Source organism: Citrobacter sp. RHB35-C21 (assembly GCF_013816515.1).
GTDB lineage: Bacteria > Pseudomonadota > Gammaproteobacteria > Enterobacterales > Enterobacteriaceae > Citrobacter > Citrobacter braakii.
Genome location: NZ_CP057147.1, coordinates 3,600,793 through 3,623,770, shown reverse-complemented (window position 1 = coordinate 3,623,770; position 22,978 = coordinate 3,600,793). Strand labels below are relative to the sequence as shown.

Here is a 22,978-nt window from a genome sequence, read left to right as displayed (position 1 = left end):
GATAACGCCCATAAAAAAAGCCAACCGAATGGTTGGCTTTTCAGAAAGCATCACATTATTTACCGTCGTGAGCATGCTCATCTTCGCGGCAATCGCCTTCGGCGCAGTGACCGTAAAGATAGAGGCTATGGTTGGTTAAACGAATACCATGTTTAGCCGCAATCTCACGCTGGCGCGCCTCGATGGAATCATCGCTGAACTCGACCACTTTGCCGCAGTCGAGGCAGATGAGGTGATCGTGATGATGCTGTTGAGTCAGTTCGAAGACGGATTTACCACCTTCAAAATTATGGCGGGTCACGATACCGGCATCATCAAACTGGTTCAGCACGCGATACACGGTCGCCAGACCAATTTCTTCACCCATATCGATCAGACGTTTGTATAAGTCTTCCGCACTGACGTGATGGTTATCCGGTTCCTGAAGAACTTCCAGAATTTTTAAACGAGGAAGCGTTACTTTCAGGCCAGCCTTCTTTAATGCGGTATTGTTGTCAGTCATGCGGAATCTGTCCTGTAGCTAAACGATTCACTTCATTAACAGAAGTGACAGAAATTGCACTTGAGATAATGCGATTCATTATAGAACTGCCATGGCTAAATGAAAACTGCAAGTCTCTGGCATATATTGTTAATCAAAACGTGGTATCGCCGACAAACACACTGTGCAATACCCGATTGGCATCCGGCCATTGTACAGGGTCAGACGAAAAAGTTACAAATTTGTAGCAATTATTTTGATTGGTTTTATCTATTGATGTGGCGCAGATGGAAATCTGCGCCACACAAAATCAGGCATTGATGATTTCGTCGAGGTGCAGCTCCTCAGAGATCTGCTTAACCCATTTTTCTACGCGTTCGGCGGTCAATTCAGGCTGGCGATCTTCATCAATGGCCAGACCCACAAAGTGGTCGTCGTCAGCCAGGCCTTTGGACGCTTCAAAGTGATAACCCGCCGTTGGCCAGTGACCGACGATGGTTGCGCCGCGCGGTTCGATGATGTCGCGAATTGTACCCAACGCATCGCAGAAATATTCTGCGTAATCTTCCTGGTCGCCGCAGCCGAACAATGCAACCAGTTTGCCGTTAAAATCAATGTCTTCGAGGGTAGGGAAGAAATCGTCCCAGTCACACTGCGCTTCACCGTAGTACCAGGTTGGAATGCCGAGCAGCAAAATGTCATACCCTTCGAGGTCTTCTTTGCTGCTTTTTGCAATGTCATGTACATCGGCAACGTCTTTACCAAGCTGTTTTTGAATCATTTTTGCGATGTTTTCGGTGTTACCGGTGTCGCTGCCGAAAAAGATGCCAGTGATTGCCATGAGTAAAATAACCTCTTGAAACTTATTGAAATGGTGGTGGCGCATTGCCCACGGATAAGGGCAATCATAGCAGAACAGTCAGGCATGCGGAAACAGCAAACACGCAGGACTGCACTCTGTGCTACACGATTTATGATTTAGAGCAGAAATTCAGACTAAGCCTGACCGCGCAATGCGCTGAGTTGGTTCATCAGCATCTCTTCGATGAGTTCACTGCGACTCATGTTGCGCGCCTCGGCCAGCTCGTTCAGAGCGTCAACAGCATCAGCGTTCAGTTTCAGTTCGACACGCTTAAGCCCGCGAACTTTATCGCGTTTAAGCTGATTACGTTTGTTAATACGTAACTGTTCATCACGCGAGAGCGGATTAGTTTTGGGTCGTCCCGGGCGACGCTCCTGCGCGAACAGATCTAATGTCGTACGGTCCGTTTGTTCTTTGGCCATGATCTTGGTGACTTCGGGGAAACAATCAGCCAGGCGTCTGCCCGGATGGATAGCCCGCCATAATACATCAGCAGGGGAGACACGCCAACGCCCACGCGCGTAATCACGCGCAGACGCTGAGTTTTTAATCAGTTAGCCTGTTCGCTCAGATAACGACGGATGGCGCGCAGTACCGCCTCCGGTTTTTCCGCATGCACCCAATGGCCCGCGCCTGCAATAACGTGCGCCCGAGCCTGCGGGAATTGCGCCAGCAGTTGTTCGCGATACGCTTCGGTTACATAAGGTGAGTTGCCACCGGGGATAAACAGCGCCGGGTGTTCCCACGCCGGGATGGTCTCCCAGCCGACAATATGAGGATATTGCTCCCACAGCACGGGAACATTAAAGCGCCATTCGCCGTCCACGAAGGATTTGAGCAGAAACTGGATCACGCCTTCCTCTTGCAGATGCTGGCGCATGACGCTCGCCGCCTGCTGACGCGAAGAGGACTGCGCGTCAGTTACTGCGTTAATGGCAGCAAAAATCTCATCGTGACGGCGAACATGATAGTCAACGGGGGCAATGTCGATGGCTACCAACCGTTCGACCCGTTCCGGGGCCAGCGCGGTTAACGCCATGACGGCTTTACCCCCCATTGAGTGACCAATAAAGATCGCTTTTTCGATCTGTCGATCGTCCAACGTATCCAGCAGATCTTGCGCCATGGCCGGATAATTCATCTCAGGTGAACGCGGGGATAGGCCATGATTTCGCATATCAACCTGGATGATATCGTGATCGGCCACCAGATCGCGCGCCAGGATCCCCAGGTTATCCAGACTGCCAAACAGGCCGTGCACCAGGACGATGGGAGAATTATTGTGCAGGTTTTGCGCAGATTGCGCTCGGATATTCAATTTCATGGCAAAGTTCTTTTTTTCACACTCACGGGTTAGGGTATCATGTTGACCATTCTGCCACATGGCTGCAACAACTACGGTTACTCTGAGTTTTGCCAGCCACCAGGCTTGACGCTATCCGCTGTTGGGATTTGCCTTTACACTACGCGTGTTGACCCCAACAACTTGTATTCAGCTAAACACTGCACTGGATTAAGATGAAAACGATTGAAGTTGATGATGAACTCTATAGCTATATTGCCAGCCACACCAAGCATATCGGCGAGAGCGCATCCGACATTTTACGGCGTATGTTGAAGTTTTCCGCCGCATCACAGCCTGTCACTCCGGTAGTAAAAGAAGTCCGCGCTGTGCAAGCTGTCGTGGAAGCGAAGCCGGTTAACCCCGTAAAAGATAAAGTGCGCGCGATGCGTGAACTGCTGCTGTCCGACGAATATGCGGAGCAGAAGAAAGCAGTAAATCGCTTTATGCTGGTGCTGTCTACACTCTATTCACTGGATCAAAACGCGTTCGCCGAAGCAACGGAATCGTTGCATGGTCGTACGCGCGTTTATTTTGCAGCAGATGAACAGACGCTGCTGAAAAATGGTAATCAAACCAAACCGAAACACGTGCCAGGCACGCCGTACTGGGTGATCACCAATACCAATACCGGCCGTAAATGCAGCATGGTTGAGCACATCATGCAGTCAATGCAATTCCCTGCGGAATTGATTGAAAAGGTTTGCGGAACAATTTAATCCTTGCATTAGAAGGACCAGGCAATGGCAATCCACAACCGTGCAGGTCAACCTGCGCAACAGAGTGATTTGATTAACGTCGCCCAACTGACGGCACAGTACTATGTACTGAAACCAACAGCAGGGAACGCTGAGCACGCCGTCAAGTTCGGTACGTCCGGACATCGCGGCAGTGCAGGTCGTCATAGTTTTAACGAGCCGCATATTCTGGCTATCGCTCAGGCGATTGCTGAAGAACGTGCGAAAAACGGGATCACTGGCCCGTGCTATGTGGGCAAGGATACCCACGCGCTGTCTGAACCGGCTTTTATCTCTGTACTGGAAGTGCTGGCAGCGAACGGCGTGGACGTCATCGTGCAGGAAAATAACGGCTTTACGCCAACCCCTGCCGTGTCGAATGCTATCCTGGTCCACAACAAAAAAGGCGGCCCGCTGGCTGACGGCATTGTGATCACGCCATCCCACAACCCGCCGGAAGATGGTGGCATTAAATACAACCCGCCAAACGGTGGTCCGGCAGATACTAACGTCACCAAAGTGGTGGAAGACAGGGCTAACGCTCTGCTGGCTGACGGTCTGCAAGGCGTGAAGCGTATGTCGCTGGATGCTGCGCTGGCATCTGGTCATGTAAAAGAGCAGGACCTGGTTCAGCCGTTTGTTGAAGGACTGGCCGACATCGTCGACATGGCGGCGATCCAGAAAGCGGGCCTGACGCTGGGCGTCGATCCGCTTGGCGGTTCCGGTATCGAATACTGGAAGCGTATTGCCAAGCACTACAACCTGAACCTGACTATCGTTAACGATCACGTTGATCAGACTTTCCGCTTTATGCATCTCGACAAAGATGGCGCAATCCGTATGGACTGCTCCTCCGAGTGCGCGATGGCGGGACTGTTGGCGCTGCGTGACAAGTTCGATCTGGCCTTTGCCAACGATCCTGACTATGACCGTCACGGTATCGTCACCCCGGCGGGTCTGATGAACCCGAACCACTACCTGGCGGTGGCGATTAACTACCTGTTCCAGCATCGTCCGCAGTGGGGCAAAGACGTTGCCGTTGGTAAGACGCTGGTCTCTTCGGCGATGATTGACCGCGTAGTGAATGATTTAGGGCGTAAACTGGTCGAAGTTCCGGTTGGCTTTAAGTGGTTCGTTGACGGTCTGTTTGACGGCAGCTTTGGCTTTGGTGGTGAAGAGAGCGCGGGCGCTTCTTTCCTGCGCTTTGACGGTACACCGTGGTCGACCGACAAAGACGGCATCATCATGTGCCTGCTGGCGGCAGAAATTACCGCAGTGACTGGTAAGAATCCGCAAGAGCACTACAACGAACTGGCAGCCCGCTTCGGCGCGCCAAGCTACAACCGCCTGCAGGCAAGCGCGACCTCCGCGCAGAAAGCGGCGCTGTCTAAGCTGTCTCCGGAAATGGTGAGTGCCAGCACGCTGGCGGGCGATCCGATCACGGCACGTCTGACGGCGGCACCGGGTAACGGTGCTTCTATCGGCGGTCTGAAGGTGATGACTGACAACGGCTGGTTTGCTGCGCGTCCGTCAGGTACTGAAGACGCCTATAAAATCTACTGCGAGAGCTTCCTTGGTGAAGAACATCGCAAGCAGATCGAAAAAGAAGCCGTTGAGATTGTCAGCGAAGTGCTGAAAAACGCGTAAGTCTTGTTTGTACTGACGCGTTTTGTAGGCCCGGTAAGCGTTAGCGCTACCGGGCTTTTTTATGCCAGGATTTAACTATGGTTATTTTTCAGGTCAAAACGCGGTGATACCAGGCCATACAGCGTCCAGCCGAGGGAGGTCACGATAGAACCATAAAGCATTGCTTCTTCGCCAGAGGAGTAGAGCGCATAGAAGCTGTACAATGCGCCAACAAACGCCACGAAGTTTGCCGGTTTCGCTTTCGACGACGGAACATTCGCCATTTTTTGAATAATTACCAGCGCGGAAAAATGAACAAAGATTCACGGCATAAACCGATAGCCAATTCCGGTTTCGGTCAGAAAATGACGCGGACGGGCCGGGTCCAGTTCCAGCTTCTGGCGCAGGTGTCCCATATAAATACGTAGATAATGACTATGTTCGACGGCGTTTGGTCCCCAAACCTGATTTAACAACTGGCGTTGCGTCAGTACCTTCCCGGCATTATTTAGCAGAACCGCTAACAGGCGAAACTCAATCGGCGTCAAATGAATTTCCTCGTCACCACGGTGTACGAGGCGTGCGGCAATATCCACTTTGACGTTGGAAAAATGTACCACCGGTTCGGGAGACGCACCGCTGGCGTGGCGACGCAATGCCACGCGCAATCTCGCCTGTAGCTCGCCAATACCAAAGGGTTTACTGAGATAGTCATCGGCACCGGCATCCAGCGCAGCAATTTTATCGCTTTCCTCACTGCGGGCTGAAAGCACAATCACCGGAATTGCGCTCCATTGTCGCAGGTCGCGAATAAAATCAATGCCGTCGCCGTCCGGCAGGCCGAGATCGAGAATGATGAGATCGGGTTTTCGCGTGGCGGCTTCCAACAGACCACGTTGCAGCGTTTCCGCTTCATATACACGCAGGCCATCGGCTTCCAGCGCAGTGCGCAGAAAGCGGCGAATGGCATGTTCATCTTCAACAATCAGTACGTTCGTCACATATCCTCATGAAAATCTTCAAGTTCAGGGGGGATTTCCTGGGGCAGTGTAACACGAAAACAGGCTCCTCCTTGCGCGCGATTGTGGACCGAAATAGTACCGCCGTGCACGTCCACAATAGCCTGACAAATTGCCAGCCCCAGCCCAACGCCGGGCACCGATGACTCTTTATTTCCCCGGGAAAATTTGTCAAAAACGCGCTGTTCCATACCCGACGGAATACCCGGCCCATTATCCCAGACGTCCAGTTGCAGATGTGCGCCATCGACGCTGGCATTAATACCGATTTGCGCCTGTGGCCCCGCGTATTTGACGGCGTTTTCCAGCAGGTTAATCAGCACCCGTTCAAAGAGCGGACCATCGACGTGAATCAGTGTTAACGGTTCAGGTAACGACAGATTTATCGGGGCAGAGAGACCGGGCTCCAGCATCTGCAGGGCGCTGCCGACCACCTCTTCCAGCGTTAACCACTCCTTCTTAAGATTAAAGCCGCCAGACTGAATTCGCGCCATATCCAGCAGGTTATTAACCAGTCGGGTAGTATTCAGAACGTGCTGGCGAATCTCACTGGCCTGGCGCGCGTGCGGCGATCCCTCGCTGGCCAGATCCAGTGTTAAGATTTCCGCCTGACCGAACAACACCGTCAACGGCGTGCGCAAATCGTGGGACAGAGCAGCGAGCAGGGCGTTGCGAATGCTTTCGCGCTCGCTGGCAAACCGGGCCTGCTCTTCGCTGGCGGTCAGCGTCAGGCGCTCCAGCGCACTGGCTACCAGTAGAGTGAAGGTTTCCAGCAGGCGTTGCTGTTCGGGGATCATAAGCTGGCGTAAATTTCCCGGTTCGACCACCAGCAGCCCATGCGTTTTATCGGCGCTTTTTAACGGTAAAATCTGATACGGCACGCCCGGTAACGTGTCGGTGCCTGCACCGGCCGGTTGCCCTTTGTCAAAGCTCCATTGGGCAATGGCGTCATCCCACGGCGTCATGCCCTGTTGATGGGTGAGCGGGGCCAGCTTGCCGTTCTCACCGGGCAGTAAAACCTGGCTGCGGGCCTGAAACGTTGAAGCGATAAACTGTTCACTGGTGGCGGCGATATCCGTCTGACTCCGACCGACGGCCAGCGCTTTCGACATCTCATACAAATGACGCGTACGCTGTTCACGATAACGCGCAACCCGCGCCTGATAACGCACCCCGGCGGTCAGATTACCAATAACCAGCCCTACCGTTAGCATTACGGCAAAGGTGAGCAGGTACTGAACGTCTGAAACGGCCAGCGTCCCGCGTGGGGCAATAAAGAAGAGATCGAAGCTGGCGACGTTAATAAAGGTTGCCAGTACTGACGGCCAGCGTCCGTAAAAGAGTGCGATAACCACCACACCCAATAAATAGATCATCACCAGGTTGGCGGCGTCAAAGGCCATTAGCCACTGCATGGCGATTAGCGTAATAATGGCGCACAGCGCAACGGCAACCACACAACCCTGAATTTGTACCCGCCATTTATCCTTAAAGGTGCGACTATCAGCCGTTTGCAGCACAGGGCGTGAAGGGGGCTCATCGAGCGCAACAATCATCAGGTCGAGATCCGGTGCGCGATGAGCGAGTTTGTCGGCAAAGGAATCGCTACGCCACCAGCGACGCGTAGTCGGACGCCCGAGCACAATTTTTCCCAGATTATGCTCACGGGCATAGTGGATGACCGCTTTGTCTTCGGCGGGGTCGGAAAGGGTAGCTGTTTCTGCGCCTAACTCCTGAGCCAGCCGCAGAGCGCTTAAAATTGCGCGGCGTTGTTTTTCGGGCAGTCGGTGCAGCGCTGGCGTTTCGACATACACCGCATGCCAGACGCTGCCGAGACGCGCCGCCAGACGTGCGGCGGCGCGTACCAGTTTTTCGCTGCCGGTATTGTGCCCAATGCACAGTAAAATAGCGTCGCGGGTATGCCAGACTTTCTCCTCTCCCGGACGTCCTCGCCAGGCGCGCATCTGATCGTCTACCCGATCAGCCGTGCGGCGCAGGGCAAGTTCACGTAGCGCGATCAGATTACCTTTGCGAAAGAAATGCTCGATTGCTCTTTCTGCCTGACCGGCGATATAGACCTTGCCTTCGTTCAGGCGCTGGCGCAAATCGTCGGGGGGGAGATCGACCAGCACCACATCGTCGGCGGCATCGAAAAAAGGGTCGGGTACGGTTTCACGAACCTGAATGCCGGTAACGCCGCTGACCACGTCATTGAGACTTTCCAGATGCTGCACGTTAACGGTAGTAAAGACATCAATCCCGGCTTCCAGCAGCTCTTCAATGTCCTGCCAGCGCTTAGGATGCCTTGAGCCTGGCGCATTACTGTGCGCCAGTTCATCCATCAAAATGAGCGCCGGACGGCGAGCCAGCGCCGCGTCGAGATCGAACTCATTGATATGGCGACCGTGACGCGCTTGTCGCTTTAGCGGCAAGATGCTGAGGCCGTCCAACAACGCGGCGGTCTCTTTGCGTCCATGGGTTTCCACCACGCCAATCAGCACATCTAACCCTTGCGCCCGCAGTCGCTGGGCCTCTGCCAGCATGGCCCAGGTTTTGCCGACGCCAGCACAGGCACCGAAGAAAATTTTCAGTTTTCCTCGGTGCGGGGCCGTGGTCTGCTCCAGCAGGCGATCGGGGTCGGGGCGTAAGGGTTCGTTATGCATGTCCTTTTTCTCAGTGCTTATCCAGCGCTAAATTAAGTTCCACCAGGTTCACCACCGGCTGACCGATAAAACTGACCAACGGCTTGTGCGTATATTGTGCAACCAACCGCGTTACCTCTTCAACGCTGAGGTTGCGAGCCTGCGCCACGCGGGGAATTTGCCAGGCCACCGCGGCTGGCGTCAGGTTGTTATCCAGCCCGCTGGAAGAAGCCGTTACCAGCTCTACCGGGACGGCAGGACTTGCCTGCGGGTTGGCGGCACGCAGCGCGGCAATCCGGCTTTGCAGCTGTTTATCCAGTTCCGGGTTGCTGGCTGCCAGATTACTGCCGCCTGAAGCCATTGGATTATAGGGCATTTCAGCTGTGGCAGACGGACGCCCCTGAAAATAACCGGCAGCGGTAAAATGTTGCCCGATGAGCTCTGAGCCGCGAACAACCTGACCTTCGCTAAGAAGGGAACCGTTAGCCTGGTGGGGAAACCACCACTGCCCCAGCGCGGTCGTCAGCAACGGGTAAGCCCCGCCGGTGATAAGCATCAGGAAAATCAATGTTGATAATGCAGGACGTAATCCACTCATCTGAAACCTCACACCAGACCCAGCAGGGTCAGCAGTAAATCAATCGCTTTGATACCGATAAACGGCACAACCAAACCGCCCAGACCATAGATCCACAAATTGCGGCGCAACATCGCGGATGCGGACAAAGGTTTGTAGCTCACGCCTTTTAGCGCCAGCGGGATCAGAAAGACGATAACCAGCGCGTTAAAGATAACCGCGCTGAGGATCGCCGAGTCTGGCGAATGCAGTCCCATCACGTTCAGCGCATTGAGCTGCGGATAGGTGGCGGCGAAGGCGGCCGGGATAATAGCGAAATACTTCGCGACGTCGTTGGCAATACTGAAAGTGGTCAGCGAACCGCGCGTCATCAGCATTTGTTTACCAATGTGCACTACTTCAATCAGTTTGGTGGGGTTGGAGTCGAGATCCACCATGTTACCTGCTTCTTTCGCTGCCTGGGTTCCAGAGTTCATGGCGACCGCAACGTCCGCCTGCGCCAGGGCAGGAGCGTCATTGGTTCCGTCGCCGGTCATTGCCACCAGACGACCTTCCGCTTGATACTGACGAATCAGCGCCAGCTTGGCTTCCGGCGTGGCTTCAGCTAAGAAGTCATCCACTCCGGCCTCAGCGGCGATCGCGGCAGCGGTCAGGCGGTTATCGCCGGTGATCATCACCGTTTTAATCCCCATTTTGCGCAGTTGGGCAAAACGTTCTTTGATCCCGCCTTTCACGATATCTTTCAGCGCAATCACGCCCAGTACGCGGGAGCCTTCGGCAACCACCAGCGGCGTTGCGCCAAGGCGAGCGACGCTTTCGACCTTCTGCTCCACATCGGCGGGAAAGTGGCCGCCGTTGGCTTCAACGTGCCGACGAATGGCATCGACCGACCCTTTGCGGATCATTCGGTTGTCGATGTTGATGCCGCTCATCCGGCTTTGGGCGGTAAACGGCACAAAGGTAGCGTGTAGCGATTGCACGTCGCGAATACGCAGATTAAAGCGCTGTTTTGCCAGGATCACGATGCTGCGGCCTTCCGGCGTTTCATCGGCCAGCGATGAAAGCTGTGCGGCGTCGGCCAACGTTTTTTCGTCCACGCCGTGGGCGGGCAGAAAATCTGAAGCCTGACGGTTACCCAGCGTAATGGTGCCGGTTTTATCCAGCAGCAGTACGTCTACGTCACCTGCCGCCTCTACTGCACGTCCGCTGGTAGCGATGACATTTGCGCCCAGCATGCGGCTCATCCCGGCGACGCCAATCGCTGAGAGCAGCCCACCTATCGTTGTAGGGATCAAACACACAAGCAAGGCAACCAGCACCGTGATGCTGACCGCACTACCACCCCAGGCGGAAAACGGCCATAGCGTGGCGGTCGCCAGCAAAAAGATAATGGTCAGGGCAATCAGCAGGATCGTCAGGGCGATTTCATTGGGCGTTTTACGCCGCTGAGCGCCTTCAACCATGGCGATCATCCGGTCGAGGAATGTTTCACCGGGGTTTACGCTGCATTCGATAACCAGCCAGTCGGAGAGGATGCGGGTCCCGCCGGTGACGGAGGCGAAATCGCCACCGGATTCACGAATCACAGGCGCGGATTCACCGGTAATGGCACTTTCATCTACTGATGCGCCACCTTCAATGACCTCGCCGTCACACGGGATAATATCGCCAGCTTCCACCAGCACGATATCCCCTTTCCGTAAATCATCGGCAGGAACGTGATCCATTGCCGCACCGTATTTGGGTTCGCGAAGTTTACGGGCAAAGGCGGTTTTTTTGACTCCCTTTAGGCTGTTAGCCTGAGCTTTACTGCGACCTTCTGCCAGCGCCTCAGCGAAGTTGGCGAACAGAACGGTAATCCACAGCCACAGACTTATCGCGCCGGTAAACCACGGGCTGCCCTGCATATGACCTGTTGCCATCGCCACCGTTAACAGGGTTGTTAACAAACTGCCCAGCCAGACGATAAACATCACCGGGTTACGCCACTGGGTATGTGGGCTTAATTTTTTCACGGCGTCCATCAGCGCCTGTGCGACCAGAGAGGGTTCGAACAGCGCCAGTTGCTTGCGACTCATAGTAATGTGCTCCGCATCACTCAGTGTAATGACAGGTATTCTGCGACCGGGCCAAGCGCCAGGGCAGGAACAAAGGTGAGAGCGCCAACCAGTAACACCGTACCGATTAACAACCCGACAAACAGCGCGCCGTGGGTAGGTAGCGTGCCTGGGCTTGCTGGCTGGATCTTTTTACTGACCAGCGACCCGGCAATAGCCATCACGGGGATGATCACGCCGAAGCGACCGAAGAACATGCACAGGGCCAGCAGGCAGTTCCAGAACGGGCTATTGGCGCTTAATCCGGCAAAGGCGCTACCGTTGTTGTTCGAGGCAGACGACACGGCATACAGGACTTCACTAAAGCCGTGAGGACCTGGATTAAGCATGGCGCTGCGCCCGGCATCGCTCATCATGGCGATCGCTGTCCCGAGCAGGACCAGCGTAGGGGTGACCAGAATCGCCAGCGCGGTCATTTTCATTTCGCGCACGTCGATTTTCTTACCGAGATACTCCGGCGTACGGCCAATCATTAACCCGGCGATAAATACCGCCAGCAGCACGAACAGCAGCATGCCGTACAGACCTGAACCCACACCGCCGAAGACCACTTCACCAATCTGCATCAGCCACATAGGTACCATGCCGCCCAGTGCGGTAAAGGAGTCATGCATCGCATCGACAGCCCCGCAGGATGCTGCTGTGGTGACGACGGAAAAGAGACTCGTGGCCAGCACGCCAAAGCGGCTCTCCTTGCCCTCCATGTTGATATTGCTGTCGGCACCGAATGCCATCAGGTGCGGGTTGCCCTGAACTTCGGCCCACATCACGACGGCAACGCAGACCGCAAAAATCAGTGACATGGCCCACAGTAAGGTCCGCCCCTGACGACGATCGCCCACTACATCACCAAAGGCAAAACACAGCGCGGTGGGAATTAAGAAAATAGCCAGCATCTGTACCAGATTGGTCAGTGCGGTTGGGTTTTCAAATGGATGTGATGAGTTAGCGTTAAAGAATCCCCCTCCGTTAGTGCCGAGCATCTTAATCGCTTCCTGTGAGGCGACTGGCCCCATTGGCAGCAGCTGTTTCACCCCTTCAAGGGTGGTGATGGGCTGATAAGGCAATATGTTTTGCAACGTACCTTGCTGAATGAAGAACAGGGCAATGAGCAACGCAATAGGGACGAGGATCCACAGCGTAATGCGAACCAGATCGACCCAGGCGTTGCCCAGCGTGTTCATACTCTGGCGTGTGAAAGCGCGGGTCAGGGCAAAAATCACCGCAATTCCGGTCGCCGCAGACAGGAAATTCTGCACGGTCAACCCGGCCATCTGGTTGAAATAGCTTAAGGTGGTTTCGCCAGCATAGGATTGCCAGTTGGTATTAGTGACAAAACTCACCGCCGTGTTGAGCGCCAGATCCCACGAAAGCCCTGGCAGTTGTTGGGGATTTAACGGTAGCAGGTTTTGCGCCATCAGCATCGAAAACAGGACCAGCAGGCCCAGCGCATTGAGAGCAAGGATAGCCAGCAGATACTGCCGCCAGTTCATTTCCTGCTGCGAGATGCCCAGACCGCGCCAGAGTAAATGCTCCGCGCCAACCAGACCTGGCAGGGGCGTATTGTTGATCAGTCGAGCCAGCCCAAATCCCAACGGTCTGGCGATGACAAATAGCACCAGCAAGAAACTGGCAATGAGTAAAAATCCTTGGGCCGCCATCAGAACGCCTCCGCATTGATCAGGGCATAGACCAGGTAACCTAATAATAAAAAGACCAGCACAATGCCGGTTATCACGCCTGCACTCACAGTGCACCTCCAGTGGCATAAATGTGATAACCAGAGCGTAGGTTTTTGCTTGCAAAGATTTCGCAAAAATCAGCGGGTGGGGTGTAAAAAAAGTATAAAAATGGCAAAAACCATTATTTAACTGATGGTTAGTATTAATTTAACTTTTATGTAACTTAATTACAGTTTTAAGCTAAACGGAGCATTAATAGATAAAAATAAGTGGTCGGATGAGTAGCAAAATTACACACAAGGCGGTATTATTTTCATCAGTTAACCAAGTTTATTTTTCCGGTGCTATTCACCGAACAGATATATGGGAGAGGATTATGGACTTTTATAAAGAATATCCAGCACACATTGTTTTCTTGCGCCGTACCTTTGCCGTAGTGGCGGGCGTGCTGGCGCTACCGGTCATGCTGTTCTGGAAAGACCGCGCTCGTTTTTACAGCTACCTGCACCGCGTCTGGTCTAAAACCAGTGATAAACCGGTGTGGATGGAGCAGGCTGAAAAAGCCACCTGCGATTTCTACTAAGTTATCGTTCTTGCTCAAGAAAACCGCTCACAGTAATGTGGCGGTTTTTTTTATGCGCTGACGTCTACACTTGTCGGTGTAATAGATAACGAGTGGCAATGATTAATTTATATCCGGGAGTATTATGACCACCCATCTGGTCTGGTTTCGACGTGATTTACGTCTGCATGACAACCTCGCGCTGGCGGCGGCTTGTCGGGATCGTACTGCGCAGGTCATCGCGCTATATATCTCTACTCCTGAGCAGTGGAAGGCGCATGAAATGGCCCCACGTCAGGCGGCATTTGTGAGTGCGCAGTTGAATGCGTTGCAGACGGCGCTGGCGGAAAAAGGCATCCCGCTTCTGTTTGATGAAGTCGCAGATTTTGCGGCCAGCGTGGAAACCGTCAAAAACGTCTGCGCACAGCATAGCGTCAGCCGATTGTTTTATAACTATCAATACGAAATAAACGAACGTCAGCGTGATGTCGCCGTTGAGAAGGTACTACCCCATGTGGTGTGTGAAGGGTTTGACGATAGCGTGATCCTGCCTCCGGGGGCGGTCATGACCGGCAATCACGAGATGTATAAAGTCTTTACACCGTTTAAAAATGCCTGGCTGAAGCGGATTAAAGAGGGTGTTCCAGAATGCGTTAGTGCGCCGAAGGTGAGAGAAAGCGGCGCTCTTGACGCTCCGTTAACATCAATAACGCTGAGCTATCCGCAGCAAGATTTTGATGCGCAGCGGTTTGTGGCAGAAGAAAAACTGGCTATCGCGCAATTACGCCAGTTTTGCCAGCAGGCCGCGCGCGAATATGAGCAACGGCGTGATTTCCCCGCGGTTGATGGTACCAGTCGATTATCCGCGAGCCTGGCGACAGGGGGATTGTCGCCGCGCCAGTGCCTGAATCGACTGCTCGCGGAGCAGCCGCAGGCGCTTGAAGGAGGGGAAGGCAGCGTCTGGCTGAACGAACTTATCTGGCGTGAATTTTATCGTCATCTGATGACTTACCATCCGGCGCTGTGTCGGCATCAACCGTTTATCCGTTGGACCGATCGCGTGCAATGGCAGAATAATCCTGCACATTTGCAAGCCTGGCAAACAGGGAACACGGGATACCCGATTGTGGATGCGGCGATGCGTCAGCTCAACGCTACGGGCTGGATGCATAATCGATTACGCATGATTACGGCCAGTTTTTTAGTGAAAGATCTGCTGATCGACTGGCGTAAAGGCGAGCAATATTTTATGTCGCAACTGATCGATGGCGATCTGGCGGCCAATAACGGCGGCTGGCAGTGGGCGGCCTCAACCGGGACCGACGCCGCACCGTATTTCCGTATCTTTAACCCCACGACTCAGGGCGAAAAATTTGACCGCGACGGCGAGTTTATCCGCCAGTGGCTGCCGGAACTGCGCGATGTGCCGGGTAAAGCCATTCATGATCCGTGGACGTGGGCTGAAAAAGCGCAGGTTACGCTTAACTATCCTCGTCCGATTGTCGATCATAAACAAGCAAGACTGGCGACGCTGGCGGCCTATGAGGCGGCGCGTAAAGAGTAGGCATGGTGGATTTCTGCGTAATGCCTTCCAGCAGAGTGAACATGTTGCAGTCGGGAGCTTTTAGCGCTGAAACGTGCTCTCAGTACCGTGAATACCCTGCTGCATAAGTTTTCCCTCAGCAGTAAATTTCCGTCATCTTCATTCAGATGACGAAAATTAATGACAACGCCAACGCCAACGACATCCACACCGCACGATGCGGTGTTTAAAACGTTTTTACATCATCCCGAAACTGCGCGGGATTTTCTCGACATTCACCTGCCAGCTGAACTGCGGACACTTTGCGATTTGAATTCGCTGAAGCTGGAGTCAGAAAGCTTTATTGAAGCGGATTTACGTTCGCGCTACTCAGACGTGCTCTGGTCTTTGCACACTCGCGACGGCGACGGTTATGTCTATGTGGTTTTAGAGCATCAAAGTTCAGCCGAGCCGCATATGGCTTTTCGTCTGTTGCGTTATGCGATGGCGGCGATGCAGCGCCATCTGGACGCAGGGCATAAGGAACTGCCGCTGGTGATACCGATGCTGTTTTATCATGGCTGCCGAAGCCCTTACCCGTACTCGTTGTGCTGGCTGGATGCCTTTGCCGACTCCGTGGCGGCAAGACAACTTTATTCCAGCGCATTTCCGTTGGTGGACATAACGGTGGTACCCGATGATGAGATCATGGCTCACAGGCGAATGGCGCTGCTGGAATTAATGCAAAAACATATCCGTCGGCGGGATTTGATGGGACTGGTAGAGCAACTGACCACGCTGCTACTTACTGGATGCGCTAATGACACGCAATTACAAGCGATGTTTAATTACATTCTACAATCTGGCGATGAATCTCGCTTTAATGAGTTTATGCAAGAGATGGCACAACGGATCCCCCAACACAAGGAGAGGCTGATGACTATTGCAGAGCGGTTACGGTTAGATGGATTACAGGAAGGACTACAACAAGGACTACAACAAGGACTACAACAAGGCAAAGAAGAAGGAAAACAAGAAGCGGCATTACGTATAGCGCAAACCATGTTGGAACAGGGAATAGAACGCGAAATGGTAAAACTGGTGACTGGTGTTTCAGAAGCGGATTTGGCTGTAAACCATGCATAATCTCCAGAAAAACAGGCCCGAATCTTATTACATCATCGGGCCTGTAAACTCAGGACTCTACCGCCAGCGGACGATTTCTGAACTTCAACGACTGGTACAGCCAAATCAGCAGCACCAGCACCACACAGGCCAGCGCGCCCCAGGTTATTTCGCTAAAGACATCAATATATGCATTGATGGAATAGTTGATAGCGCCCGCTGAGTCAAACGAACCTTGTGAGGTTTGATCGGCGATAACGCCGGCCAGGTAGTTGGCGATGGCCCCGGAAAGCAGCATGTAGATACCCGTTAACACGCCGGTCACTCCTGGGATCTCGATACGTGTAATCTGAGACATAGCCACCGGATCGATAAACAGCTCGGCAAAGCCCATGACCGCCAGCCCCAATACCATCAGCGGCATGGAAGAGTGACCGTAAGCCGCAGACCAGCGGGCGCTCAAGGTCAGAATACAGAATCCGGCGCTCATTAAACCGAGGCCAAGGGCAAATTTACCCCAGATACGTACGGTACGATTACCGCTCACGCTTTCTTTGACCACCCAGGCCAGCACGATACCGCACAGCATAACGGCAAAGGCGTTAACCGACTGGAACATCGCGGTAGGGACGGAATATCCCAGAATATCGCGATTAACGAAGCGGTCGATATACAGGCTAATCGAACTGCCGCCCTGTTGAGCAAAGGCCCAGAACAACAGACTGAAGAAGGTCAGCGTAACGATAAGCCCCAGTTCTTTACGCTGTTTCTGGGTCTGCGCCTGGCGGTAAATCTTCGCCAGAACCGCCAGACCAATAACAGTAGCAACGATCAGTGCGTAAACGGACCACTCTTTCCAGAACAGAACGGTAATCAGCAGCGGTGCTGCAACCAGCAGAACTAACAACCAGGCCCAGTTTGGCAGCATATATTTTTTCGCACACAGAACGGCCTTGTTGACGCCGGTGGTATGGGCGAAATGGCGATTACCGCATACGAAAATCACCAGCCCCGCCAGCATGCCAATCGCCGCCAGCGCAAAGCCCATTGCCCAGCTGTACTCTTCCTGCACGTAGCCGCAGGCAATGGGCGCGATGATTGAACCAATATTACCGGCAGCGTAGAGCAGAGAGAATCCACCGTCACGGCGAGGGTCTTCAGGCTGATACAACTCGCCTAACAGGCAACTGATGTTGGATTTAAACAGACCGTAGCCACAGACAATAATCGCCAGCGATAAATAAAGGAACGCCGGGGCCATTTCGCTGGCGCCCAATACCAGATGCCCCACAGCCATTAAAAATGCGCCGATCATCACCGCCATTCGATTGCCGAGCACTTTATCGGCCAGGTATCCCCCAAGAATGGGCGTAACGTAGACCAGCGAGCAGTAGGCGCTGAACAGTTCATATGCGTGATTATCGTCGTACTTAAGCTGGTTAGTGAGATACAGGATCAGCAATGCACGCATGCCGTAAAAACTGAAGTATTCCCAAATTTGTAGCGCAACGACGTAATAAATCGCCCGTGGTTGAGATGCTTGTTTATTCATTATTTTCTCGAAGTAAATGCCTCGCGACAGGCTGAACGTGCTGCGCGAGTGTGTTTCCTTAAAGTTTTAACTTTGATACAGATCTGATTATTTTTGCAATATGCTGTCTGATTGCATAAATATACATGAATTAGATCGCGTGGGGGTAAGCAAATTGCGTTCAAATCGGGTGTGATTGTTTCTTGATGTGTCAGTGAAATGTCTATCGACGAACGCAAGCGGGAACGCTATTTTAACCTAAGCTGTGTTGCTGATTGGGCAGGCAGAATTTATGACTACGAGGACGATGATGAAAAACACCGAACTGGAACAACTGATCAACGACAAACTGAACAGCGCCGCCATTAGCGACTATGCGCCGAATGGTTTGCAGGTTGAGGGCAAAGAGACGGTGCATAAAATCGTGACCGGCGTGACTGCAAGTCAGGCGTTACTGGACGAGGCGGTACGCCTGCAGGCGGATGCGGTCATCGTTCATCACGGTTATTTCTGGAAAGGCGAATCTCCGGTTATTCGCGGAATGAAGCGCCATCGTCTGAAAACGCTGTTGGAAAATGATATCAACCTGTATGGCTGGCACCTGCCGCTGGATGCTCACCCGGAACTGGGTAATAACGCGCAGTTGGCAGCGCTGTTGGGGATCTCCGTCATGGGTGAAATCGAGCCGCTGGTGCCATGGGGAGAACTCTCTATGCCGGTTCCGGGGCTGGAGCTGGCATCGTGGATTGAAGCGCGTTTAGGCCGTAAACCGTTATGGTGTGGTGATACCGGGCCGGAAAAAGTTCAGCGCGTCGCCTGGTGTACAGGGGGCGGTCAGAGTTTCATTGATAGCGCAGCCCGGTTTGGTGTCGATGCCTTTATCACCGGTGAGGTTTCAGAGCAAACCATTCACTCAGCCCGCGAGCAGGGGTTGCATTTTTATGCTGCTGGTCACCATGCGACCGAACGCGGCGGCATTCGCGCATTGAGCGAATGGCTGAATGAAAATACCGATCTGGACGTAACCTTTATCGATATTCCTAATCCAGCGTAATAAAGAGGGACGAAAGTGCAGCGAGCGCGTTGTTATCTGTTAGGTGAAAGTGCGGTGGTTCTTGAGCTGGAACCTCCCATTACGCTGGCGACTCAGAAACGCATCTGGCGTCTGGCCCAGCGTCTGGTTGATGCCCCGAATGTGCTGGAAGCTATTCCGGGAATGAACAATATCACGGTTACCCTGCGCGACCCGAAAACGCTGGCGCTGGATGCGATTGAACGCCTGCAGCGCTGGTGGGAAGAGAGTGAGGCGCTGGAGCCGGACTCGCGCTTTATTGAAATTCCCGTGACCTATGGCGGTGAGTTCGGCCCCGATTTGGCAGAGGTCGCCCGGCACAGTGGATTAAGCGACAAGCAGGTCGTCGAACTTCATGCGTCGGTTGATTATGTGGTGTGGTTTATCGGTTTTCAGCCGGGATTTCCCTATCTCGGGAGCTTACCTGAACCGCTCCATACTCCGAGGCGTGCGGAACCGCGTCTGCTTGTTCCGGCAGGTTCTGTAGGTATTGGCGGATCCCAAACGGGGGTCTATCCGCTTTCCACGCCAGGCGGATGGCAATTGATTGGCCGTACCTCCGTTGCGTTATTTGATCCAAAACGGCAGGAGCCGATTCTGTTACGGGCTGGCGATACCGTGCGTTTTGTCCCGCAGAAGGAGGGGATATGTTAAACATCATTCGCGCTGGCATGTACACCTCAGTACAGGACGGGGGACGCCATAGTTTTCGTCAATCCGGAATCAGTCACTGTGGCGCGCTGGATAAACCGGCGCTGAACGTTGCTAACCTGCTGGTGGGTAATGATGCGAATGCCGCTGCGCTGGAAATCACACTGGGGCAGTTGGTGGTGGAATTTGAAACCGATGGCTGGTTTGCCCTGACCGGTGCGGGATGTGAAGCGCACCTGGATCGTACTCCCGTATGGAGCGGATGGCGGCTACCGGTAAAAGCCGGGCAACGTCTGACGCTAAAACGTCCACACCACGGCATGCGCAGCTATCTGGCGGTAGCGGGCGGTTTTGATGTGCCCGAAGTAATGGGCTCGCGCAGTACCGATCTCAAAGTCGGAATTGGCGGGCTGGAAGGGCGTCTGCTGCGCGATGGCGATCGGCTGCCAATTGGCGCATCGACCCGGCAATTCAGCGGGCCGCAGGGCGTAAAACAGCTGATGTGGGGCAACCACATTCGTGCGCTCCCCGGGCCTGAATACCAGGAGTTTGACGAAGTATCGCAGGCTTCTTTCTGGCGCTCCCCGTGGCAACTGAGTCCGCAAAGCAACCGTATGGGGTATCGCTTGCAGGGGCAGTCGCTGACGCGCACGACCGATCGCGAGTTATTGTCGCATGGTTTGCTCCCTGGCGTAGTGCAGGTTCCGCATAATGGTCAGCCCATCGTGCTGATGAACGATGCTCAGACGACGGGCGGCTATCCGCGTATCGCCTGTATCATCGAAGCAGATATGTATCATCTGGCGCAGATCCCGCTCGGCCAGCCGATCCATTTTGTGCAGTGTTCGCTGGAGGAAGCGCTTAAGGCGCGCCACGATCGGCAGCGTTATCTGGAACAGTTAACATGGCGACTTAACAATGAAAATTGATCTCAACGCAGACCTCGGTGAGGGATGCCCTAACGATGCAGCGCTGCTGCAACTGGTGTCATCAGCCAACATCGCCTGTGGGTTTCACGCCGGTGATGCGCAGACGATGCTTTTAAGCGTGCGCGAAGCGCTAAAAAATGGCGTAGCGATAGGCGCGCATCCGAGTTTTCCGGATCGGGAAAATTTTGGCCGTAGCGCCATGACCCTGCCTGTGGAAACGGTGTATGCGCAGACGCTGTATCAAATTGGTGCGCTGGCTGCCATCACGCGTGCGCAGGGCGGCGTAATGCGTCATGTTAAACCGCACGGTATGCTTTATAACCAGGCGGCGAAAGATCCTCAGTTGGCGGATGCTATTGCTAAAGCGGTGTATGCCTGCGATTCGTCGCTGGTTCTGGTAGGACTGGCGGGAAGCGAACTGATTCGTGCCGGAGAACGCTATGGTCTGGTAACACGTCAGGAGGTTTTTGCCGATCGGGGTTATCAGGCGGATGGCAGTCTGGTGCCGCGCAGCCAGCCGGGCGCATTGATTGAGGATGAAGAGCAGGCGCTGGCGCAAACGCTAGAAATGGTGCAATCCGGGAGAGTAAAAAGCCAGAGTGGAACGTGGGCGAGCGTGACAGCCCAGACGGTATGCATTCACGGGGATGGTGAGCACGCACTCGCTTTTGCCCGTCGCTTGCGAGCCGCATTCAATGCATGCAATATTCAAATTAGCGCATAAATTTATTCATATAAAACAATAATATATTACACAACAACATATACAGGACTGAATTATGGGAGAGGTAATTTCTCTCTGGCCATTGACGGGGATCGCCGTCATCGTGGTCGGATTTCTTTTACGTTTTAACCCGGTATTGGTGGTCATTATTGCCGGGATCGTCACGGGGCTGGCGGCGCATATGCCGGTAGCCACTATCCTTGAGAAGCTGGGTGAAGGTTTTCTTAACACCCGCAACCTGCCATTTATCCTGCTGATCCCGCTGGCGGTTATTGGCCTGCTGGAACGCCACGGACTCAAAGAGCGTGCTCAGGCGTGGATTGCAAAAATCCGCAGCGCCACCAGTGGCCGTCTGCTTATTGTCTATCTGTTCATTCGCGAAGCGACCGCTGCGTTAGGGCTGACCAGTCTGGGGGGGCATCCGCAGATGGTGCGTCCGCTGCTGGCGCCGATGGCGGAAGGGGCCGCAGAGAAAAATCACGGCGAGATACCTGGGGCGGTACGCTATCGTCTGCGCGCCATGTCAGCTGCGACCGATAACGTCGGACTGTTCTTCGGTGAAGATATCTTTGTTGCCTTCGGCGCCATCATTTTTATGCACAACTTTATGCTGGAGTCTGGTGGGATCCAGACCGAACCGCTGCATATTGCCTTGTGGGGGATCCCAACGGCAATTTGTGCATTCCTGATCCACGGTACGCGTCTGTGGCGTCTGGATAGCTATTTGCAACGTGAGGTGGCGAAAGCGAATGCCGCAGCGAAAGGGGAAGCGAAATGAATTTTCAACAAAGCTATCTCTACTGGCTGGCGGGAGCGGTATTACTGATTGTGGCGCTGATGTCCTGGCAGGACAAAGCGAACCCGCGTCGCTTCACCACCGGCCTGTTTTGGGGCATATACGGCGTACTGTTTCTGCTTGGCGACTGGACATACTCGCTGTTTGGCGACAAACGCACGGTGCATATTGCCGTTGGCGTCGCGGTGGTCGTGCTGGCCCTGATCGCCGGTTTTGGCGGCGTGAAGCTGGGAAGCTACCATCAACGAACGCAGCAACAGCGCGAAGAAAGCGCCAGTCGTCTGGGTAACCGCCTGTTTTTCCCGGCGCTGGCAATTCCGGTGGTAACGGTTATTGGCGTGCTGATGTTCAACCATATTCCGGGCTTACAGGATGCGCTGTTTGGGCCGGGTAATCACGCCACGCTGGTGACGCTCTTTTCTATGACCGCAGGCTCGTTGATTGGTCTGGCGATGGCGATAAAAATGACCCATGAGCGGGTTCATCAACCGATTCAGGAGGCGCGCCGTCTGCTGGACTCCATCGGCTGGGCGTTCATCCTGCCGCAGATTTTGGCCACGCTCGGGCTGTTGTTTACGGCAGCGGGCGTAGGCAGCGGTATTTCCTGGCTGACGCAAGAATACCTGGCGGTGGATAGCCGCTTTATCGCAGTGACGGTGTACACCCTCGGCATGGCATTGCTGACGATGGTCATGGGCAATGCGTTTGCCGCTTTCCCGATCGTGACCGCCGGAATTGGTATTCCGATCCTCGTGCTGCAGCACGGCGGCAATCCGGCAGTAATGGCGGCAATTGGTATGTTCTCTGGCTATTGCGGGACGTTAATGACGCCGATGGCGGCAAACTTTAACATTGTTCCTGCAGCGCTGCTGGAGCTGCCGGATAAAAACGCGGTGATTAAAGCGCAGGTGCCAACCGGCATACTGCTGTTGCTGGTCAACGTGTTCCTGATGTATTTCCTGATGTTCTTGTAAGGTGACA

General features: G+C 53.9%; 23 protein-coding genes and 1 pseudogene. 11 read left to right on the top strand and 13 right to left on the bottom strand.

Going from position 1 to position 22,978, the window contains the following annotated elements; all coding sequences use genetic code 11:
• Positions 1-55: 55 nt before the first annotated feature.
• The 5 genes from fur to ybfF all read right to left on the bottom strand — a co-directional run bounded on the left by fur (position 56) and on the right by ybfF (position 2,667).
• Positions 56-502, bottom strand: a complete 447-nt coding sequence (gene fur / locus HVZ39_RS17735) for a ferric iron uptake transcriptional regulator (RefSeq protein ID WP_003022836.1) — start codon at positions 500-502, stop codon at positions 56-58.
• Positions 495-581, bottom strand: coding sequence for a ryhB-regulated fur leader peptide (locus HVZ39_RS17730; protein WP_049259739.1), 87 nt, complete (start codon positions 579-581; stop codon positions 495-497). The genes fur and HVZ39_RS17730 overlap by 8 nt, the downstream gene beginning before the upstream one ends.
• Positions 582-791: 210 nt before the next feature.
• A complete protein-coding gene (fldA, locus tag HVZ39_RS17725) occupies positions 792-1,322 on the bottom strand; it encodes a flavodoxin FldA (protein ID WP_003022839.1) in 531 nt (176 codons plus the stop codon).
• A gap of 155 nt (positions 1,323-1,477) precedes the next feature.
• Positions 1,478-1,765, bottom strand: a complete 288-nt coding sequence (ybfE, locus tag HVZ39_RS17720; RefSeq protein ID WP_003022842.1) for a LexA regulated protein — start codon at positions 1,763-1,765, stop codon at positions 1,478-1,480.
• Between the two features lie 128 nt (positions 1,766-1,893).
• Positions 1,894-2,667 carry an esterase gene (gene ybfF, locus HVZ39_RS17715; protein ID WP_181632774.1) on the bottom strand — a complete coding sequence of 258 codons (774 nt, stop codon included), beginning with the start codon at positions 2,665-2,667 and terminating at the stop codon, positions 1,894-1,896.
• 194 nt (positions 2,668-2,861) lie between these two features.
• Between ybfF and seqA the strand changes: the two genes are divergently transcribed.
• Positions 2,862-3,404, top strand: a complete 543-nt coding sequence (seqA, locus tag HVZ39_RS17710; protein ID WP_016152261.1) for a replication initiation negative regulator SeqA — start codon at positions 2,862-2,864, stop codon at positions 3,402-3,404.
• A 24-nt stretch (positions 3,405-3,428) separates the two neighbouring features.
• A complete protein-coding gene (pgm, locus tag HVZ39_RS17705) occupies positions 3,429-5,069 on the top strand; it encodes a phosphoglucomutase (alpha-D-glucose-1,6-bisphosphate-dependent) (RefSeq protein WP_016152262.1) in 1,641 nt (546 codons plus the stop codon).
• A gap of 71 nt (positions 5,070-5,140) precedes the next feature.
• Here the strand turns inward: pgm and potE are convergent.
• The 7 genes and pseudogenes from potE to kdpF form a co-directional block, all read right to left on the bottom strand.
• A pseudogene (gene potE / locus HVZ39_RS17700) lies at positions 5,141-5,356 on the bottom strand (putrescine-ornithine antiporter); the annotation flags it as partial.
• Positions 5,357-5,371: 15 nt separating this feature from the next.
• Complete coding sequence (kdpE, locus tag HVZ39_RS17695; RefSeq protein WP_016152265.1) at positions 5,372-6,049, bottom strand: two-component system response regulator KdpE; 678 nt, start codon at positions 6,047-6,049, stop codon at positions 5,372-5,374.
• Entirely contained in the window at positions 6,046-8,730 is a 2,685-nt protein-coding gene (kdpD, locus tag HVZ39_RS17690) for a two-component system sensor histidine kinase KdpD (protein WP_019076279.1), read from the bottom strand. The genes kdpE and kdpD overlap by 4 nt, the downstream gene beginning before the upstream one ends.
• A 10-nt stretch (positions 8,731-8,740) precedes the next feature.
• A complete protein-coding gene (gene kdpC, locus HVZ39_RS17685; RefSeq protein ID WP_016152267.1) occupies positions 8,741-9,307 on the bottom strand; it encodes a potassium-transporting ATPase subunit KdpC in 567 nt (188 codons plus the stop codon).
• Between the two features lie 8 nt (positions 9,308-9,315).
• Positions 9,316-11,364, bottom strand: a complete 2,049-nt coding sequence (kdpB, locus tag HVZ39_RS17680) for a potassium-transporting ATPase subunit KdpB (protein ID WP_101699821.1) — start codon at positions 11,362-11,364, stop codon at positions 9,316-9,318.
• A gap of 20 nt (positions 11,365-11,384) precedes the next feature.
• Positions 11,385-13,064 carry a potassium-transporting ATPase subunit KdpA gene (gene kdpA, locus HVZ39_RS17675; protein ID WP_181632773.1) on the bottom strand — a complete coding sequence of 560 codons (1,680 nt, stop codon included), beginning with the start codon at positions 13,062-13,064 and terminating at the stop codon, positions 11,385-11,387.
• A complete protein-coding gene (kdpF, locus tag HVZ39_RS17670) occupies positions 13,064-13,153 on the bottom strand; it encodes a K(+)-transporting ATPase subunit F (RefSeq protein WP_001670793.1) in 90 nt (29 codons plus the stop codon). The genes kdpA and kdpF overlap by 1 nt, the downstream gene beginning before the upstream one ends.
• Positions 13,154-13,461: 308 nt before the next feature.
• On the opposite strand from kdpF, the gene HVZ39_RS17665 reads away from it, so the two are divergent.
• The 3 genes from HVZ39_RS17665 (at position 13,462) to HVZ39_RS17655 (ending at position 16,315) form a co-directional block, all read left to right on the top strand.
• Complete coding sequence (locus tag HVZ39_RS17665) at positions 13,462-13,668, top strand: YbfA family protein (protein ID WP_003022870.1); 207 nt, start codon at positions 13,462-13,464, stop codon at positions 13,666-13,668.
• Between the two features lie 124 nt (positions 13,669-13,792).
• Positions 13,793-15,211, top strand: coding sequence for a deoxyribodipyrimidine photo-lyase (gene phrB, locus HVZ39_RS17660; protein ID WP_181632772.1), 1,419 nt, complete (start codon positions 13,793-13,795; stop codon positions 15,209-15,211).
• A gap of 159 nt (positions 15,212-15,370) precedes the next feature.
• Positions 15,371-16,315, top strand: coding sequence for an Rpn family recombination-promoting nuclease/putative transposase (locus tag HVZ39_RS17655; RefSeq protein ID WP_181632771.1), 945 nt, complete (start codon positions 15,371-15,373; stop codon positions 16,313-16,315).
• Positions 16,316-16,364: 49 nt separating this feature from the next.
• On the opposite strand, the gene dtpD is transcribed toward HVZ39_RS17655, so the two are convergent.
• Positions 16,365-17,846, bottom strand: a complete 1,482-nt coding sequence (dtpD, locus tag HVZ39_RS17650; RefSeq protein ID WP_016152272.1) for a dipeptide permease DtpD — start codon at positions 17,844-17,846, stop codon at positions 16,365-16,367.
• A 289-nt stretch (positions 17,847-18,135) separates the two neighbouring features.
• Between dtpD and ybgI the strand changes: the two genes are divergently transcribed.
• The 6 genes from ybgI to HVZ39_RS17620 are packed head-to-tail and all read left to right on the top strand — an operon-like array spanning position 18,136 to position 22,971.
• Positions 18,136-18,879 carry a radiation resistance protein YbgI gene (gene ybgI, locus HVZ39_RS17645; protein ID WP_181633707.1) on the top strand — a complete coding sequence of 248 codons (744 nt, stop codon included), beginning with the start codon at positions 18,136-18,138 and terminating at the stop codon, positions 18,877-18,879.
• Positions 18,880-18,894: 15 nt separating this feature from the next.
• On the top strand, positions 18,895-19,551 hold the full coding sequence (pxpB, locus tag HVZ39_RS17640) for a 5-oxoprolinase subunit PxpB (RefSeq protein WP_046274709.1): 657 nt from the start codon (positions 18,895-18,897) through the stop codon (positions 19,549-19,551).
• A complete protein-coding gene (gene pxpC, locus HVZ39_RS17635) occupies positions 19,545-20,477 on the top strand; it encodes a 5-oxoprolinase subunit PxpC (protein ID WP_016152275.1) in 933 nt (310 codons plus the stop codon). Before pxpB ends, pxpC begins: the two co-directional genes overlap by 7 nt.
• Complete coding sequence (pxpA, locus tag HVZ39_RS17630; RefSeq protein ID WP_104651690.1) at positions 20,467-21,201, top strand: 5-oxoprolinase subunit PxpA; 735 nt, start codon at positions 20,467-20,469, stop codon at positions 21,199-21,201. Before pxpC ends, pxpA begins: the two co-directional genes overlap by 11 nt.
• Positions 21,202-21,256: 55 nt before the next feature.
• Complete coding sequence (locus HVZ39_RS17625) at positions 21,257-21,979, top strand: DUF969 domain-containing protein (RefSeq protein WP_019076288.1); 723 nt, start codon at positions 21,257-21,259, stop codon at positions 21,977-21,979.
• The gene (locus HVZ39_RS17620) at positions 21,976-22,971 is read left to right on the top strand and encodes a DUF979 domain-containing protein (protein WP_047359479.1); all 996 of its coding nucleotides are present in this window, start codon (positions 21,976-21,978) and stop codon (positions 22,969-22,971) included. Before HVZ39_RS17625 ends, HVZ39_RS17620 begins: the two co-directional genes overlap by 4 nt.
• The last annotated feature ends 7 nt before the right edge of the window (positions 22,972-22,978 follow it).